The organism is Streptomyces sp. BRA346, assembly GCF_052851135.1.
Map to the genome: position 1 here is coordinate 1 of NZ_JAIWIH010000033.1, position 16457 is coordinate 16457.

The following is a 16457-nucleotide window of genomic DNA, read 5'->3' on the forward strand; positions in this document are numbered from 1 at the left end:
CGCGGTTGCGGAACTGCCGGGCCAGCCGCTCCGCCATCGGCATCCAGGCCCGCACGACATCCTGCCGCAGCGCCTCCTTCTCGGGACCCTCGGGCAAAGCGGCCATACGCCGGAACTCGGCGGAGGTGTCGGGAGCGTCGTCATGCGAGTGCTTGCTTCGTGTGCGTACGACAGTCATGCGCAGATCTCTCCCTCTGAACGCAGGAATGAGCATCCGGGAGAAATCTGCCTGCCGGGGGCGCTGAACAGAGCACACCCCGAGCAGCCGAACCGCTCCCGTGGGCGTGCCTCTGTTCCGAAGCACATTGATGCGCCTGCCCGGCGCGAGCACCCGCAAACAATCCCGTCGTGTGGCCCGCGGGTTGACCGGGCGGTCCGATCACACGCTGACGCGGTGGCGGATCGCTGTCGTGCAGCGACCTGTTCGGCGCTCGGGGCGCCACCCGGCGACGAGCGCGCCGGCGAGCAGGAGCTCGGCGAAGTCACCGCCGTAGTACATGATTTCCGCCGCTCCCCGGACTTCGACGGCAGGGGCCGGGATGTCGATCCAGAACCCGCCGTACATCAGCTGCGACAGCCCTGCGTGGAGGGCGATGGCGCAGCCGAGCCACACCAGGCGGGCCGGTACGCCGGGGCGCCCGGCGGCAGGGTCGGGGCCCGGATGACATGGGCGAAGAGGCAGCCGGACAGTAGGAAGTGAACGTGCATCAGCCAGTGCCCGGGCGGCCAGTGCGTGGCGGCGCGGTAGAGCGGGGTGAAGTAGAGCACCAGCAGGCTGCCGGAGGCCAGCAGCAGCCCGGTGGCCGGGTGTGTCAGGAGCCGGGCGGGTCGGCTGTGCAGGGCCGTGGCCAGCCGTCGGCCGTGGGCGGCGGGCAGGTTCCGCAGGAGCAGGGTGACGGGGGCGCCGAGAACGAGGGCGAGCGGGGCGTACATGCCGATGAGAAGGTGCTGGGCCATGTGGCCCCGGAAGTCGGTGTGCGCGAGAGTAGCCAACGGCGGCAGCAGCGCCACGGCCAGCAGGAGGGACCCGGTCGCGAAGGAGGTCGACCGCCACCGGCTCCAGCCCCGCCCCGGGTTGCGGAGCCTGGCCCGATGGGCCAGCCGAAGATAGCCGCAGACGCACAGGAGCATGACGATGGCGGGCAGCGCGGCCTCCAGGACGCCGCCGCCCGCACCGTGACCGGTGTGCGGGTGGCCGCCGCCCATCAGGCGGGCCGCCCGGGCCGCCGGACGTCCGGGGCCTCGGGATCGAAGGGGCGCCCGCCCCGCTGGAGCCCGTAGCCACCGGCGAACAGCAGGGCTCCCAGCACGAGGAAGCCGATGTCCCACCACATCTGGTGCGGCCCGCCGTGCACATGATGGATTCCGAGAAGCTGGTGGTCCAGCACGCCTTCGACGAGGTTGAACAGGCCCCACCCGGCCAGGATCCATCCCCACAACACCCGGGAGGACCACACGCGGCGGCGGTGAAGGGTGACGCGGGAGTAGAGGATCGCCAGGCCCGTCAGGACGGCGAGCCAGCACACGGTGTGGAAGATGCCGTCCCAGACCGTGTTCATCTCCAGGCCGGACACGGAGTGCGGGCTGTAGTACTTCACCCCGATGCGGTCGTGGTTCGTACTGGTGAGCATGTGGTGCCACTGGAGCAGCTGGTGCAGCAGGATGCCGTCGACGAACCCTCCGAGCCCGACCCCCAGGATGATTCCCGGCAGTTGAAGACCGCGGGCCGCCTTCCTCTCCGGCAAGGCCCCGTCAGCAGTGGTCGCCATCAGCTGTCTCCATCCCTCCAGGGGTGAGCGGATCGTCCGTCACCGTGCGTTTCCCCCCGTGGTGGCTGGTGTCACGCCGGGGGCGGAAGTTCCCCCTTCCGTGTACGTGCGGAATCGCGAGGGCGCCCGCTCCCGGCATGACTCGTGTGCCCGTCTTCGAATCGGGCAATCGCCGGGGCGAAACCCACCTGAGCGACGCGGACAAGGAGCGCGATGAAGGCCCTGACGTGGCACGGCACGGCGGACGTGCGGATCGACACCGTCCCCGATCCAGTGTCCTGGACCCTCGTGGCGGCCGCGCACAGCTCTTCGGCCTGGCGCGGCAACACAGGGCCTGGAGCATCGATCGGTAGACGGTCACCTGCGTGATCAGCACGGCCGAGAACGGCGCGAACGCGGGGGTCTGCGCGGCCACCAGGTCATGTGCCACGTACCACGACGCGCCTGCCGCCAAGGGGCTCTTGCCGATCAACTCCAGGGCTTGCGGCCCACGTCCCACCACGGACTTGGCCCGCCCCAGCCACTGCCACGCCCGCGCCCACCCACCGTGCGGCACCGTCGTCCCCTCCCGCGTTGCCCTCCGCCGTGCTCGCCGACCGGTGGACGCCGAAATGCGCGGGCCCTCCCGGTCCCCGTGCCCCAGTGCCCCTTTTCGCGGTGGTTGCACCGAACGAGGACCGGTGGTTTGACGTGAGTGCGCTGGGCCAGGAGAGTCAGAGACCGAGGTGCTTCGGAAAGCAGGCACACCTGGCGGGAGCCGCGCGCACGCGCTGTGTGGCCTCCCGCCCTGCTGAACAGCAACGAGCGCAGGAGCAGAGCGGATGACACCGATCAGCACCACACCAGCGCACGCCCGCGACCGTCACGACGACGCCCCGACACCACGGCCGACTTCGAACGGCTGGCTGCGGCCTCCGAGGGGCCCGAGCGCGAGCTGCTCGCCGAGCAACTGGTCGCCGCCTGGCTCCCGATGGCCCACCGCCTCGCCGGCCGCTACCGCAACCGCGGAGAGAGCCTGGATGACCTGAAACAGGTCGCGGCAGTGGGCCTGGTCAAGGCCGTCGACCGCTACGACCCCCAGCGCGGCGGCCCGTTCGAGCCGTACGCGATCCCCACGATCGTGGGGGAGATCAGGCGCTACTTCCGCGACTACAGCTGGGACCTGCACGTACCCCGGCGCGTACAGGAGCTGCGCAACAAGGTCCGCGCCACCCTCCAGGAGCTGGCCGCCGCGCAAGGCGCCGACAGCTCCCCCACCGTGGCCCGGATCGCCGAAGCCGCCGGTATGGACGAGGAGGACGTGCGCACCGGAATGGAAGCCATCGACAGCTACCGCTCCCTGTCCCTGGACGCCGAGCTGACCGGCGCGGACGACGGCTACTCGCTAGCCGACACCCTCGGCCGACCCGAGGCCCGCTACGAGACGGTCATCGCCCGGGAAGCGGTCAAGCCCTGCCTGCACCGGCTTCCCGAGCGGGAGCAGCACATCCTGTACCTGCGGTTCTTCCGCGACATGACCCAAGCCCACATCGGCGAGGAACTGGGGATCTCCCAGATGCACGTGTCCCGCCTCATCTCCCGCAGCTGCCGCACCATCCGCGAAGAGGTCGAGGCCGACCCACAGCACCAAAGGATCCCGGCTGCCGCCTGACGTCCCGCGCCACCCGTCAACGACGACAGAGAAGGAACCCGCCATGCTCATGGCCCACCCCGCGGTTCTCGCCGACCTCGTCCAGCAGTACGAAACCCTCTACGCCCTGCATGCCGAGAACGGCGGTCCGGAGGCCCAGCAGCGCCTCGATGACATCGTCTACACGCTGTGCACCGCCACCGGCACCCGCGATGTCGACGCTGCCCTGATCGCCGCCCGCCACCAACTCCCCGGCGCCCGGACCGAAGACGACTCCGTCCTTGCTCCGGACGCCTGAGCACCCCTTCAGGCTGACGACTGCATCGCACCGCCCCCGAAGGGCGGTGCGATGCCGGTCAGCGGCCGAGCGCCCGGGCCAGCTGTTGTTTGGTCATGTTCGAGCGGCCCTCGATGCCACGCTGCTTGGCCTCGTTGTACAACTGGTCGCGAGTGGGGCCCTCGGGGCCACGGTGGGAACGCTCGCCGCCTCGCTGCGGCGCGGACAGCCCGCCGAGCGCGCCGCGCTCGACCAGGGGGCGGCCGTACGGTGCGGCCAGGGCCACACCCTGCGCGTGACCGCCGCCCCCCGCCGTGCACCGCCAGCTCCTCGCCCGCTGCCAGCCGCTCGACGGCACCCAGGACCTCCCCGCCGTCCCGGCCCAGCGCAAGGCCCGCCGCGAGTACGAGAACCGGCTCCGCGCCCTCACGCCCTGATCAAGATCGTTCTCAGCACCAACCGCTGTACCGATGTTCCCCGAGGCCGTAGCCGATGCGGATGTCCGCGCTCGGCAGATCCAGGTCGATCGGTGCCGGCGGCGAGGTGCCCGGCCGCCACGGCCGGCCCGGCCAGCGGTCGGCTGGGGTGGGCACCCGCAGCGCCTTCTTCAGCCGGGGCACCATGGTGAAGTGGCGGGTGCGGTAGGCGGAGGCGACCGCACCGCCGCGCGAGCGGCACGGCGAGCCGGGCTGGGCGTCACCCTTCGGACAGGTGTGCTGTTCGACATCCGGCGGGGGTTTTGCCGGGCCTGAGCGGTTGAGACTCAGGGCAGGTGCTGTTGTGTGGTCCGCACTCTTGAGGCATCCGGCCGGGGTGATTGACCGGATCCCGCCCACTCCGTGATCTTCAGCCCTCGAAAGAGGGCGTCCCTGACAGACTCGCTCTCATGCCAGCAGGCATCCGGCCCTGCGTGCCCCTGTGGCCCGCGCCCTGGTGCGAGTGAAGGAGCGACATGGAGATCCGTGATGTCACGCCCGCCGAGCCCAGCTCGGCAGGCGTGATCAAAGTGCGGGAGGTTCCCGCCGCCGGCGAGGCACGTGAGGCGCTGCTCACCGCCATCGCGCAGGAAGCAAAGACAGTCGTGGACAAGTACCCGGGTGGGGCCGCTGCTGCTCTTGTTCAGCTCGCCCAGGCGTACGCCGCCCTGTCCACCACCAGCGTGCCGGTCGCCTCTGACGGAAGCAGCGTCCTGACGCCTGTGCAGGGCCGAGCCGGCGGTCACCAGGTCGGGCTCTGCCTGGAATTGGAACCCTGAGTCTGACTACTGCTCCTCTACCGGATCCGCGCGTCGGTCCCGTCCGCCTCCCTTGGGCAGGGCCGACCCGGCGGGAGGCATAAACCGGCCCTCGTGTCGATCCCCCCTGGGTGGGACAAGGCTTCGCGTCAAGATGCTGCCGGCCGAGGCGCTTCTGGCCTCCGCTCCCGTAAGGAGGCCGGGGGTTGAAACGCCTATTTCGCGGCTTATTCGATACAAGACCATGTGTTCACCCACTTCATCAGCCCATACCGTCGCCGAGCACGGCGGTTGCTACCGGTTCGAGAAGGGGTGTGCTCGCATGGCGGATTGGGTGAAGGTCGGAGGCGCTCTCAGTGCGATCTCGGCGGGGTCCAGGACGACGGTGTGGGGCGTGAACAGCGGGAGCGCGATCTACCACTACACCAACTACGACATCAGCCCCTGGGTCCTCATCCCTGGGGGGCTGAGTGACATCGGCGCCGCGGCGGACGGCACCGTATGGGGTGTCAACGGCAACAACCAGATCTACCGGTACACCGGAGACCAGGGGTCCACGAACTGGGTGGGCGTCAACGGGAGCCTCAAGCGCATCGATGCGGGCTCGCGGACGAACGTGTGGGGCGTGGATCCGGGCGGCAGCATCTACCGGTACACCAACAACGACGCCGCCGGCGGCAACCCGTGGATCAAGATCGACGGCGCTGGCGTCGACATCGGCGCGGCCGCCGACGGCACCGTGTGGCACGTCAACAGCGGCAACGAGATCTACCGCTACACCGGGGACCAGAACAGCTCGGCCGTGTGGCAGAAGGTCTCCGGCAGCCTCAAGCGCATCGCGGCCGGTTCCCGGACGAACGTGTGGGGCGTGGATCCGGGCGGCAGCATCTACCGGTACACCAACAACGACGCCGCCGGCGGCAACCCGTGGATCAAGATTCCCGGAACCGCCGTCGATATCGCCGCCGGGGCTGACGGCACCGTGTGGCACGTCAACGCCGCCGGCGAGATCTACCGGTACACCGGAGACCAGCCGAGCTGACGTCGCCCTGCACGTCTACGACGGCGGCCAGCACCTGCGCACCCGCAGCTGCCCGGCCTGCCGTGGGTGAGGCCCTGACGGCCAGGGAGGGCTCCAGGCGCCCGGGCGGGGAACGAGACGGCCCCTTGCCCGGGCAGCAGCCGTGTTCACCGCACCCACTCGTACTCGTCGCCCGCGTCCCATCCGGCGTCGCGGTCGCCGTCGAGCGCGTCCTCGATGAGTACGTGTTTGATGGGTCCGTGTCCGCCCTACCCGCCGGGCTCGGACCGTTGGTGCTGACCGCGTTCAGGACGGCTACAGGTATTCCAGGAGCCAGCCGACCGGGTTGTCGTCCACGACGTCGCTACTGCTCTTCTTCACCCGCCCGACCTGGATTTTCTGGATCCCCTGAGAAAGCTTCTTGGTGTAGCGGCCGATGCCCTGGTCGACGTCCCCTCAGCGGGCAGCCACTTCGTGCCGTCATGAACTCCACCCTCACGCGCACGTCCGCCCAGCCGGACCCCAGGCTGAAGTAGGCATCGCCCCACACGTTCGGTGCCTGGTTGGGCTGGGGTACGGCCGGCAAGAGCCCGTACCTGTAGTGGATCAGCCCGCCACTGTCGTTGAACACGAAGCCGGTGGGAACCTCACCAAGCTGGGCCAGTAGTACTCGCCGAGAAAACAACGGAGTGGCCCCTGGTCTGCGGTGACTCCCCGCCCCCTCAGATGCCGCCCCTCAGGGTGCTGACGCGGTTCGCGTACTCGCGGCGGGCCTTGCGCTGGGCCGGGACCGCCGCGGTGCCGTCGAGGGTCTGGCAGAGGTCGAGGAGTTGGCGGTGGACCGCCACGGCCGTGACGCGAAGGGTGTAGCCCTGGCCTCGGCGTACGGTCACGCCCTGGTCGAGCGTGGCGCGCTCGGCGGGCTCCAGCTCGGCGGCGCGGAGGAAGCCGGCCACCTTGCCCGGCATGTCGAGGACAGCTCCGGTGCCGGAGTGACCGGGTCGGCGGCCGTGTGCTCGGGCAGGAGGTCGGCGACGGCGGTGCGGATGGCGCCGCGGCTGACGCCGTGGTCGCGGGCGAGGGCCGCGATGGACCTGCCTTCCAGGTACGAGGTACGGACGCTTTCGGTCTTCGCGGCCGGGACGGCGGGGCGGCGTCCGCCCTTGCGGCCCTTGGCTTCTGCGGCTCGCAGTCCGTCGTAGATCAGCTCGCGCTGGAGTTCGCGCTGGAATTCGCCGGCGGCGAGGGTCTGCACCATGAACTTCACGGTGGACAGCAGTTCGCCGGGGGTGAGGCGGACGCCGCCGCTCTGGTACAGGAACCGACGGGCGTACTGCATCGGTGCCCCGAGCGCCCGCCCGATCAAGCCGAACGACTGCCCGTCGCGCCAGCGTCTCCAGATCTCATCCTGCTGAGCTGGCGATAACCCGTAGTCACGCACCCGTGCCTCCACGATCACATGATCATCCGTGGGTGGTGCGTTGATCACTTGAGGGTGCCGTCGTTTGCCGACAGCGCGGGCGGCAGGGGGTCCCCGGTGGGATCCAGAGCGTGAGTCCAGAACCCGCCATCACCCGGCAGTGTCGTTCTGCGAAAGCAGTGCGATCTACGACGAAGTCCAGGTCGATGTCCCGCACCAGTTGGGCATCCTGCCCGCCCGAGACCAGCGGACCGGGGCCGAGTCCCCGTGACGGTCCGAGCAGCGCACGCGGCAGCGTGGCAAGGACGGGTATTCGGCCTGGGCGCGCGCGGATCTTGGCTGAAGGAGCCCTATCGGTGCACCGTGCAGAACACGGAACCTGAACGGGAACCGGGGAAGGGCGAGGTAAACCGTACCAGCACGGGGGCGTGTGTCCCGGCTGTGTCCGGGTGGTCCATGGAGCGCCTTCAGGGGCTGATGTGCCGGGTGAGGACTGTGCCCGGGCGTGCCCCGCCGAGCCGCACGATCCGATCCGTTCGCTCCAAGGGAGAGGCATGAGGAGAGTGAGGAAAACCCTATGGCGGGGTGCCGTCCCGCGACGGTGCCCCGGGCAGTCTGGTGCTGCCACCAGGCCACGCCGGCGCGGCATCACCGCCGGATTCATTGCGCTGGCCACGCTTGCGGCCTCCGTGCTGCTCGTGGCGGTCCCGGCAGGCCCGGCCCAGGCCGCGCCGCTGCGGAGCACGCCGCTGATCACGTACAACATGTTGGGCGCCGACAGCGGGTCGGACACCAAGTGGACCACCACGGTGGGTCGTTACGCCAGGTCCGCTGAGATCGTGGCGATACAGGAGGCGGGACCGACGCCGCCCGGAGAGTTCGTCGACAACAGCGCCAACATCGCGGGACTGCCGGCGATCGGGCGGGGCAACTTCATCCAGCACCACCGCTGGAGGTTCGGTCACGAGAGCTACGAGGTCTACTTCCTGCAGACCGACCCGAACCGCGGCACCTACGTGGGCAACCGCAACAACGTCGCGCTGCTCACCCAGCGGGAGGCCGACGAAGTCACGGCGATCCCCAACCCCCACCGCAACGGGCGCGCGATGGTCGGTGTCCGCTTCGATGACGACTGGTACTTCAGCTATCACGCTCTGAGCGGCAACGAGACCACCGGCGGCCGTGACGCGCGGGACATGCTCGCCCGCGTCGACGCCTTCGTGAGCCAGCAGCCGGGGCGGCAGTGGACCGTGATGGGCGACTTCAACAGGGAGCCGACCGACCTCGTCATTCCGGCCGGCTCGCGCGTGTACAGCACGGGCCAGCCCACGCAGGTGGGAGGGCGGGAGCTGGACTTCGCCGTGTCTTCTGCCGACATCCCCAACCATCCGAGAGAGCGGCAGCCCGGGGCCACCGCCGACCACTTCGCTGCCGCTGTCGGCCCCCTGCGTACCCCGACCGAGCCCCGCCGTCTGTTCAGCAGCTCCCGCTACATCGAGAGCATGCAGACCGGCACGGTGCTGGCCCCCACGGCTGCACCGTGGAGCGGCGAATGGCTCGAAACGCAGAGGCGAGATCCCGAGGACGCTTCCCAGCGGTTCGACATCGAATTCGACGACAACGCCGGCCTCCGGATCCGAGAGCCCGGCGGCGAATGCGCCACGGTGTCCACCCTTGAGCCGCACACCCTGTCCCTGCGTGACTGTTCCAACTCCCTCTCTCACCAGCGGTTCGAATTTGTCTCGCTGGGCAATGACCAGTACCAGATCCGTAGCGTGCGCACCGGGCAATGCGTGGAGCAGGGGAGTAGCGAGACCTCCTTTGTGAGGATGCGGCGGTGCGCGGACGTCGACGGACAGCACTGGACCCTTCCGCAGCAGCACCAAGACCTCAACGAGCCCAATTTCGAGACGGGGGATCTGCCGGTCGCCTACACGGGATCGGAGGGCCTGCAGAACCTCTACACCGGTCAGATGCTGACCGGTGAACCCCGCGGCCTGCCGACCACGACCGTGCGCGCCGAACAGCGCCACACGGCCCCCACCCCCACCGGGGCGGAATGGAGCATGGAATGGCGGGGCGAGTATCTGCGGCTGCGCGACCCCGTCACCCGCGAGTGCGTCGAGCTCGGCGATCCGCCTCCCTTCAGTGACTCGCCGGCCGGCGTCGATCTGAATCCCTGCACGGACTCCTCCGCGCAGCTGTGGAAGGTGGACCCGTACGCGGGGAAAGCCTTCCGGCTGCAGAGCAGGCAGGCCGAGGACACGCCAGGCGGAGTCTGCCTGTCCCTGTCCGGGGACAACGAGCTGGGAGATCGCCTGGACATCGTGCAGGCCACGCGGTGCGATTCCCCGCTCGGCAGCCAGATCTGGTCCTTCGCTCCGTACTCCACCGCGACCGACCAGCCTCCCCCAACACCGTGACGCCGTAGGAGCGTTCGGGAGCTCGACCTGGTCGGGCCGACCGCAGTCGGCCCAACCAGCCTCCGGGAAGTCGCCCTTGTCCCGTCCATGAACTGCTCAACGAGCAGCGTCGCCGCTTGGGTTCGGCCGTACTTCATCGAGCGGAACTACGACGGCCGCCCGTACGACCGCGATGTGCGCAGCATCGTGTACGAGCGGGCGAAGGGCGTGGATGCCGAGGAGCCGTTCGGAACGGAGCGGGACGTCGGTGCCGCAGGGTACGAGTTCCTGGTGCCGTCGCTGGCCCCCAGGGCCACGCCGGACCAGCCGCCCACCGTGCGGGTCGGCGGGCCGGACTGTAGCAAGCCCTACGACATGGCGCTGTTGAACATCTCGGCGATGAGCTTCGGTTCGCTGTCGACCAACGCGATCCTCGCTCTCAATCGCGGTGCGGCCCAGGGCGGCTTCGCGCAGGACACGGGTGAGGGCGGGCTGTCGGAATACCATCTGCGCCACGGCGGCGATCTGATCTGGGAGATCGGCACCGGGTATTTCGGGTGCCGGACGGACGAAGGCGACTTCGAGGCGACCACGTTCGCCGAGAAGGCGGCCCATGACCAGGTGAAGTGTGTCTCCCTCAAGCTGTCGCAGGGCGCGAAGCCGGGCATGGGCGGGGTGCTGCCGGGCAGCAAGGTCAACGCGGAGATCGGATCGGTGCGCGGCGTGCCCCAGGGGCGGACCGTGGTGTCGCCTCCGTACCACCGGGTGTTCTCCACACCCCGCGAGCTGGTGTTGTTCATCGGCCGGATGCGGGAGCTGGCGGGCGGCAAGCCCACCGGCTTCAAGCTCTGCCTCACGTCCCGTCAGCAGTTTCTGGCCGTCTGCAAGGCGATGCTGAGCGAGGGCGTCACCCCGGACTTCATCGTGGTGGACGGGGCGGAAGGGGGCACCGGCGCGGCTCCGCTGGAGTTCGCCGACCATGTGGGCACGCCGCTGACCGAGGGCCTGATCACCGTGCACAACGCACTGGTCGGCACGGGGCTGCGGGCCCGGATCAGGATCGGCGCCAGCGGCAAGGTCGCCACCGGGAGCGACATGGTCAAGCGGATGGTGCAGGGGGCCGATTACACCAACGCGGCGCGGGCGATGATGTTCGCCACCGGGTGCATCCAGGCCCAGCGCTGCCACACCAACACCTGCCCCGTCGGGGTGGCCACGCAGGACCCGAAGCGGGCCCGCGCCCTGGATGTGGGTGACAAGTCGGCGCGCGTGGAGCGGTTCCAGCGAGCCACGGTCCGCGGCGCCCTCCAGATCATGGCGTCCATGGGCGTCCATGAACCCGCCGAACTGCGTCCGCACATGCTGCGGACGCGGGTCGACCCCTTCACCGTCCGCTCCCACGCGGAGCTGTACGAATGGCTGGGCCCCGGGCAACTGCTCGCCGATCCCCCGGCGACGTGGGCCGAGGACTGGGCCGCCGCCGACCCCGACCGCTTCACGGTCTGACCCGCGGGCTCCTCGCCGGGGCGGTCGAGCAGAGCCCGAGCCGGTCGCTCCAGACTCCGCCCTGCGTGCACCTTCCATGTGTCCGTAGCGCAATTTACGCTGCGGTCGCGCTGCGCTTCCGACAGCGCGCCCCCGCGCCGCATCCTGGAGGTCCATCGATGCGTCCAACCCGTCTTTCGTCCGTGAGGACTTCGCCGTTACGGTCCCGGGCCGTGGCCATGCTGCTCGTGCTGGCGGCCACCCTCGTCTCCGCGCTGTTGACCGTCTCCGCCACACCGACCGCTGCCGCCGAGCGGCAGTCCCTCCCACGGATCCCGAATCCGACCACCGCCTCGCTCGAGGCCACGAACGGGCCGCTGGCCACTGCCGGCTACACCGTCCCCCGTCCGAGCGGGTACGGGTCCGGCACGATCACCTACCCGACGGCCGACGGCTCGTACCCGGGCGTCGTGCTGATGCCGGGCTATCAAGGCACCCAGCAGAACCTTCAGTGGCTCGCGCCCCGCCTCGCTTCCTGGGGCTTCGTCGTCATCAACGTCGGCACCCGCACGCTGAGCGACGACCCCGCGTCGCGCGGGCGCCAGATCAGCGCCGCCGGCGCCCAGCTGCTCTCGTTCAGCTCTACCGCCGGCAACCCGATCCACGGGAAGGTGAACGGCACGCTCGGTGCGGCCGGTCACTCGATGGGCGGCGGCGGGGTGATGGCGGCCCTCCGGGACGACTCCCGCTTCAAGGCGGGCGTGCCCCTGGCCCCGTACAACCCGAACCAGAACTTCTCCGGCGTCACCGACCCCACCTTCTTCATGACCTGTCAGAGCGACCCCGTCGCCCACGGCAACACCTACGCTCTGCCCTGGTACAACTCCATGTCCCAGGCCGAGAAGCTCTACATCGAGGTTCCCGGCGACCACCTCTGCCCGATGACCGGCTACGGCAACAAGGCCAAGCAGGGCAAGTGGATCGTGTCGTTCTTCAGCCGCTGGCTGTACGGCGACACCCGCTTCGGCCCGTTCCTGTGCGGCGCCGCGCGGGAGTCGGACAAGAACAACTCCTCCCTGGTCACGCGCTGGCAGGACACCTGTCCGTTCTGAGCGGGTCCGCGCAGGGCTCCTGCGGTCCACCGCAGGAGCCCTCCTCACGTACGCGTTCGGCCTGCGGAAACTCCCCAACCTGAAGACGACTTCAGGGTTTCAGGCTGCGTTCAGGTTCGGTTCGGCAACGTAGTGGGTGTCGGAAGGGCGCGACAGGGCCCGCCGAAGGAAGCACAACACGCCGCACGAACGGGCGACAAGGTCACCTACGACCGGGCCGGTCCTGGACCAGCACGTCGACCACGACGACAACGTCGACGACTGACCAGCCCGCACCTGACGCCTCATGAGCCCGAAGGGGTCGCCCCCGCCGCTCTCCGGCGGGCGCGGCCCCTTCGCCCGTTCCGGATCAAGCGCCCATCTTGTGGATATCCCACAACCCGGCACACATCCCGGCGTCGAGCACTGCCCTTGCTGGAAACCTCACCCGTCGACGTATGTTGAGGCGGGCTGATGTGTCCGGGTCGTCGATCGGCGGGGGCAAGGGCTGTAGCGGTCCGGTCCGCGTACGTGGTGACGCGAGTCGTCCCGGTCCCGGGATCGGCGAGCGCCTCCAGCGACGAGGGGCTGTAACCATTGCTGGCCACCAGCCCGGTCGTCGTCGGCGACCGGTCCGGCCGCTGGAACAGCTCCTTCTCGTACGGCGGCTATCCGATCAGCCGCGATCCCGTGGTCCGTCGCAGGCTGCGCGACCTCCGCAGATCGTGGGTGACGTTGATCCGCTTGAGCCAGCGGTCGAAGCCGTCGTAGCGCGCGACGAACGAGCTTCTCCCGTGAACCACACGGTGGTTGTTCAGGAAGGCGAATTCGCCCGCTTCGAGCCCGACCGGGTGCAGGTTCCGGCTGAGCAGATCATGCACGGCGGCGAACGCCCTGGCGGCCTCCTCGTCCCCCTCGACGGCCGCCATGTGGGACGCGTCGAAGCGGAGCAGCGGTGCGGTCCGCGATCCGAACAGGACCGACACGGGCCTGCGTTCGTTGATGATCTTCTCGATGCTCTCGAAGTGGAGCCGGTCGGCCTCACTGCGAACGGTGTTGTTCCTGGGGAGGTGCGAGCTGTCCGGAATGATGGTGAAGCGCTCCTCGAAGAGGATGGCGACGTCGTCCCGGTCCAGCGCCGTGAAGTCCGCCTCCGCCACGATGACGGGGACCCGGCCCGAATTCCGCAGCGAGGCGAGGATGATGTAGTCGGCACGGTAGGGGTGGAAGGCGTCCTCGGTGTGCAGGGTGAGCGCCTTCTTGCTGCCGGTGCCCAGGAGCTGGTGCTCGTACTCCTTGATGGGGAACACGTCGTTGACCAGGTGGCCGTCCTGCTGCGTGGCCCAGCCGAACGGCTCCCCGAGGAGAGCGGCGTAGAGCAGGAGCAGGATCTCCTCGGGGAACTCGCCGTGCGGCCGGGTGTCGTCCTTCCAGTGCACCGGAGTGGGGCCGATGCGGTCCTCGTCCACCGTGTGCCCGGCGATCGTGCAGAACCCGTTCAGCTGGTCCAGCGAGAACGCGCGCAGGAACCGTTGGACGCGCGGTGGGAGCCCGGAGGCCAGGAGCGGCAGTTCCTGAAGGAGCGCGGCATCGTCCGCGGCCGTAAACCGCCGCGAGACCTCCAGCGCCAGCGCGGCGGTCTCCTCCGCTTCCCCGGCGGTCAGCCGGAGCCCCGTCCGGGAGGCAGTATCCGTGGTCGTGGTCATTTCTCCTCCTCCATACAAGTCACCAGTCGGCGCAGCCCATCGGTGACTTCCTGCGAGTTCGCCAGGTGGTAGAGGTGGCCCCCGTCGAAGGTGCGCACCGTCGTGCCGGCGGCCGAGTAGCCGCCCCACTCCTGGATGTGCTGCCGGGTCACCCCCGTGTCGTCCCTGCCGCGCCAGGCGCTGAGGGGACAGGGGAGGAGTTCGCCCGCAGTGTGGACGTAGGTGTCGCAGATGGCCAGGTCGCCCCGCAGCGGCCGGACGACGAGCCGCACCAGCCGGTCGTCCCGGGCGACGTACTCGGGCACGACACCGCGCCGGATCAGCTCGGCCACGAGCTGCCCGTCGCTGAGTTCCGCTGACCCGGCGTCCTCGCCCTGCCGGTGCGGCGCACGGCAGGCGGACGCGACGAACCGCGCTGGCCACTGCCCGTGCCGGGATCCGAGCGTGCGGGCGAGCTCGTACCCGAGCAGCGCCCCCATGCTGTGGCCGAACACGACGTACGGCAGGTCGAGGCGGGCGGACAGCGCGGGGGCCAGCTGCCCGACGACCTCCTCCGCGTCTGTCGCCGGAGGTTGCCGCCAGCGGTTCTCACGCCCGGGAAGCTGCACCGCGAGTACGGCGACCTCCGGCCCCATCAGCTCCTGCCACTTCCGGAACTGATGGGCGCCCGAGCCCGCGTGCGGCAGACAGACGAGAAGCACCTTGGCCGTCTTCGGCGGCGCCCATTCGACGAACCAGGAACCGTCTGCGGTCACCGGCCCTGCCATACCCGCTCGGCCTGGCGGTAGAGGAGTTCCGAGCCGACCCCGCGCCGGGCGCACCGCTCCTTCAACAGGGCGCTCTGCTGCACCTGTTCGGATTCCGGGTCGAAGTCCGAACCGGTCAGGTGCTTCAGCCACGGCTCCAGGCCCATGGCGTACGCGTACACATGGCCGGCGCCCACCTGCTGGGCCAGGCCGTCCGCCAGCGCCGCGTCGGAACCCTTCAGCCGTCGGCTCTGGTTGTGCTCGCGCGACAGCTTCTCCTCCATGAGGGGGCCGTACAACCAGCTGAGCGGTGCTCCGACGCATTCGAGGCCGACGAAGAGCGCGTCCACCTGTCCGACCACGTCGCTCACCATGTCGTACAGCTTCGGCTCGATCGGGGTGATGTCGGTCGCGAACATGAACGACCGGCCCAGCGCCCGCACCAGCGGCACCATCTTGGTCCGGATGTCGAGGTCGGCGTGCTCACCGATGAACGGCAGCGCCACGATGTCCATGCGGTCGGCGACATGGACCGTCTCCAGCTCGCCCGCCTCCCGGACCCGGTCGAAGCCCAGCGCCTCCAGCATCGTTTTCAGGCTGGGGTCCTGAAGCGACCCGCCCGAGGCACGCGGGACCACGATCGTCCCCACCCTGGTCCGTAACTGGAGCAAGGTCTCGAGCGAGAAGTGGTCGGAGTGGAAGTGGCTGATGACCACGGCGTCGATGTGGGGCGGCAGATCGGCCATCGTGAAGTGCTCGTGCCCGTCGTCGGTGTAGCCGATGAGCGGGTCGAGCAGGACCGAGCCGTCGGAGGTCTCGATCAGCACGGTGGCGTGACCGAAGTAGCGCGTGCGCACGGTGCCGGGTTCGGCACCGGCGTACGGCGCGGGCGCGTCGTCGGTGAAGAGGGCCGGGAAGTAGTCACGGTCAGCCGCGTCCAGGCCCAGCCGCTCCGCCAGAGCCCGCACATCCGTGGCGTTCAGCCGGGCGGCGAACAGCGCGTCCCAGTCGGCGGAGGAGAAGGGCACGGTGACGGTGAGCCGGTCCGCCCGGGGCAGCACCGGGCTCCCGTAGACGAAGGGCTGCTGCCGGGTGGGCACCGGGCCGAGGGAGACGCTCTGGCTGTGCGGCTCGGCCGCGGGCGTGCGGTACAGCAGCGGCTCGAAGAACCGGAACGAGGGGCGATGGGCGGTGTCGTAGACCAGCTCGACGCAGCCGCGCAGCGACGCGGGAACGTCCGGGTACAGCGGTTCCAGCGAGCCGCCCGTCGCCTTCTCCCGGAGCAGGCGCCGGAGCTGGTCGATGTCGTCGGCCAGCGTCAGCCGGGCTTCTCCCGCGGACAGCGTCCGGTTCAGCAGCGCCTCCACCTCAGCGTCGGAGGCCCCCTGCGGGTCGAGGAAGGGACCGCCGTAGCGTGCCGGGTCGGCCAGGGCCTTGGCATGCAGATGCGCGCCCTGGAGGTAGCTCCGCAGGATCGGCAGCAGCCGGTCCCGCAGATTGAGCGCGCCGGTGTGCGGTGCGATCAGATAGGGCCACGCGTACCAGCGGTGCAGCAGAGGCTGCGCCGCCACGGAGGAGTGCAGATAGCGCTTCTGGTTGACGCTCATGGCGTGCCCTTCTGTCTCGGTCTGGCGGCTGTGCGCCGTTGTGGTGGTGCGGCGCGAGCCCGGCTCACG

Annotated in this window: 15 protein-coding genes and 3 pseudogenes; 8 read left to right on the forward strand and 10 right to left on the reverse strand. The window is 69.7% G+C overall.

Annotated features, from left to right (window positions below):
• The 3 genes and pseudogenes from LCH29_RS31730 to LCH29_RS31740 form a co-directional block, all read right to left on the reverse strand.
• A pseudogene (locus tag LCH29_RS31730) lies at window positions 1-178 on the reverse strand (B/F/G family RNA polymerase sigma-70 factor); the annotation flags it as partial.
• A 201-nt stretch (window positions 179-379) separates the two neighbouring features.
• Window positions 380-1206 (reverse strand): annotated as a pseudogene (locus tag LCH29_RS31735) (cytochrome c oxidase assembly protein).
• Entirely contained in the window at window positions 1206-1769 is a 564-nt protein-coding gene (locus tag LCH29_RS31740) for a DUF2243 domain-containing protein (protein ID WP_446465138.1), read from the reverse strand. The pseudogene LCH29_RS31735 and the gene LCH29_RS31740 overlap by 1 nt, the downstream one beginning before the upstream one ends.
• A gap of 772 nt (window positions 1770-2541) precedes the next feature.
• On the opposite strand from LCH29_RS31740, the gene LCH29_RS31745 reads away from it, so the two are divergent.
• On the forward strand, window positions 2542-3420 hold the full coding sequence (locus LCH29_RS31745; protein WP_446465139.1) for a SigB/SigF/SigG family RNA polymerase sigma factor: 879 nt from the start codon (window positions 2542-2544) through the stop codon (window positions 3418-3420).
• Window positions 3421-3463: 43 nt separating this feature from the next.
• Complete coding sequence (locus LCH29_RS31750) at window positions 3464-3697, forward strand: DUF5133 domain-containing protein (RefSeq protein WP_446465140.1); 234 nt, start codon at window positions 3464-3466, stop codon at window positions 3695-3697.
• 58 nt (window positions 3698-3755) lie between these two features.
• Here the strand turns inward: LCH29_RS31750 and LCH29_RS31755 are convergent.
• Window positions 3756-3902: pseudogene (locus LCH29_RS31755) on the reverse strand (plasmid stabilization protein); the annotation flags it as partial.
• Between the two features lie 88 nt (window positions 3903-3990).
• On the opposite strand from LCH29_RS31755, the gene LCH29_RS31760 reads away from it, so the two are divergent.
• Window positions 3991-4113, forward strand: coding sequence for a hypothetical protein (locus LCH29_RS31760; RefSeq protein WP_446465141.1), 123 nt, complete (start codon window positions 3991-3993; stop codon window positions 4111-4113).
• A gap of 12 nt (window positions 4114-4125) precedes the next feature.
• On the opposite strand, the gene LCH29_RS31765 is transcribed toward LCH29_RS31760, so the two are convergent.
• A complete protein-coding gene (locus LCH29_RS31765; RefSeq protein WP_446465142.1) occupies window positions 4126-4299 on the reverse strand; it encodes a hypothetical protein in 174 nt (57 codons plus the stop codon).
• A 329-nt stretch (window positions 4300-4628) separates the two neighbouring features.
• Here LCH29_RS31765 and LCH29_RS31770 point away from each other — a divergent pair, with 329 nt between their 5' ends.
• Both LCH29_RS31770 and LCH29_RS31775 read left to right on the forward strand, forming a co-directional pair.
• Complete coding sequence (locus LCH29_RS31770; RefSeq protein ID WP_446465143.1) at window positions 4629-4931, forward strand: hypothetical protein; 303 nt, start codon at window positions 4629-4631, stop codon at window positions 4929-4931.
• Between the two features lie 223 nt (window positions 4932-5154).
• Window positions 5155-5952 carry a tectonin domain-containing protein gene (locus LCH29_RS31775; RefSeq protein ID WP_446465185.1) on the forward strand — a complete coding sequence of 266 codons (798 nt, stop codon included), beginning with the start codon at window positions 5155-5157 and terminating at the stop codon, window positions 5950-5952.
• Between the two features lie 701 nt (window positions 5953-6653).
• Here the strand turns inward: LCH29_RS31775 and LCH29_RS31780 are convergent.
• Complete coding sequence (locus tag LCH29_RS31780; protein ID WP_446465144.1) at window positions 6654-6824, reverse strand: hypothetical protein; 171 nt, start codon at window positions 6822-6824, stop codon at window positions 6654-6656.
• Window positions 6821-7270: a hypothetical protein gene (locus LCH29_RS31785; RefSeq protein ID WP_446465145.1), complete on the reverse strand. Its 450-nt coding sequence runs from the start codon at window positions 7268-7270 to the stop codon at window positions 6821-6823. The genes LCH29_RS31780 and LCH29_RS31785 overlap by 4 nt, the downstream gene beginning before the upstream one ends.
• An 845-nt stretch (window positions 7271-8115) precedes the next feature.
• Between LCH29_RS31785 and LCH29_RS31790 the strand changes: the two genes are divergently transcribed.
• From LCH29_RS31790 to LCH29_RS31800, 3 genes are all read left to right on the forward strand, one after another.
• Window positions 8116-9774, forward strand: coding sequence for a ricin-type beta-trefoil lectin domain protein (locus LCH29_RS31790; protein WP_446465146.1), 1659 nt, complete (start codon window positions 8116-8118; stop codon window positions 9772-9774).
• A gap of 87 nt (window positions 9775-9861) precedes the next feature.
• Window positions 9862-11259 (forward strand): FMN-binding glutamate synthase family protein, encoded by a 1398-nt coding sequence (locus LCH29_RS31795; protein WP_446465147.1) that lies wholly within the window; start codon window positions 9862-9864, stop codon window positions 11257-11259.
• A gap of 218 nt (window positions 11260-11477) precedes the next feature.
• A complete protein-coding gene (locus LCH29_RS31800) occupies window positions 11478-12350 on the forward strand; it encodes a poly(ethylene terephthalate) hydrolase family protein (RefSeq protein WP_446465186.1) in 873 nt (290 codons plus the stop codon).
• A gap of 647 nt (window positions 12351-12997) precedes the next feature.
• On the opposite strand, the gene vioC is transcribed toward LCH29_RS31800, so the two are convergent.
• The 3 genes from vioC to LCH29_RS31815 are packed head-to-tail and all read right to left on the reverse strand — an operon-like array spanning window position 12998 to window position 16388.
• Complete coding sequence (gene vioC / locus LCH29_RS31805; protein WP_446465148.1) at window positions 12998-14035, reverse strand: arginine beta-hydroxylase, Fe(II)/alpha-ketoglutarate-dependent; 1038 nt, start codon at window positions 14033-14035, stop codon at window positions 12998-13000.
• Window positions 14032-14790: a thioesterase II family protein gene (locus LCH29_RS31810; protein WP_446465149.1), complete on the reverse strand. Its 759-nt coding sequence runs from the start codon at window positions 14788-14790 to the stop codon at window positions 14032-14034. Before LCH29_RS31810 ends, vioC begins: the two co-directional genes overlap by 4 nt.
• Window positions 14787-16388, reverse strand: a complete 1602-nt coding sequence (locus LCH29_RS31815) for an MBL fold metallo-hydrolase (RefSeq protein ID WP_446465150.1) — start codon at window positions 16386-16388, stop codon at window positions 14787-14789. The genes LCH29_RS31810 and LCH29_RS31815 overlap by 4 nt, the downstream gene beginning before the upstream one ends.
• Between the last annotated feature and the right edge of the window lie 69 nt (window positions 16389-16457).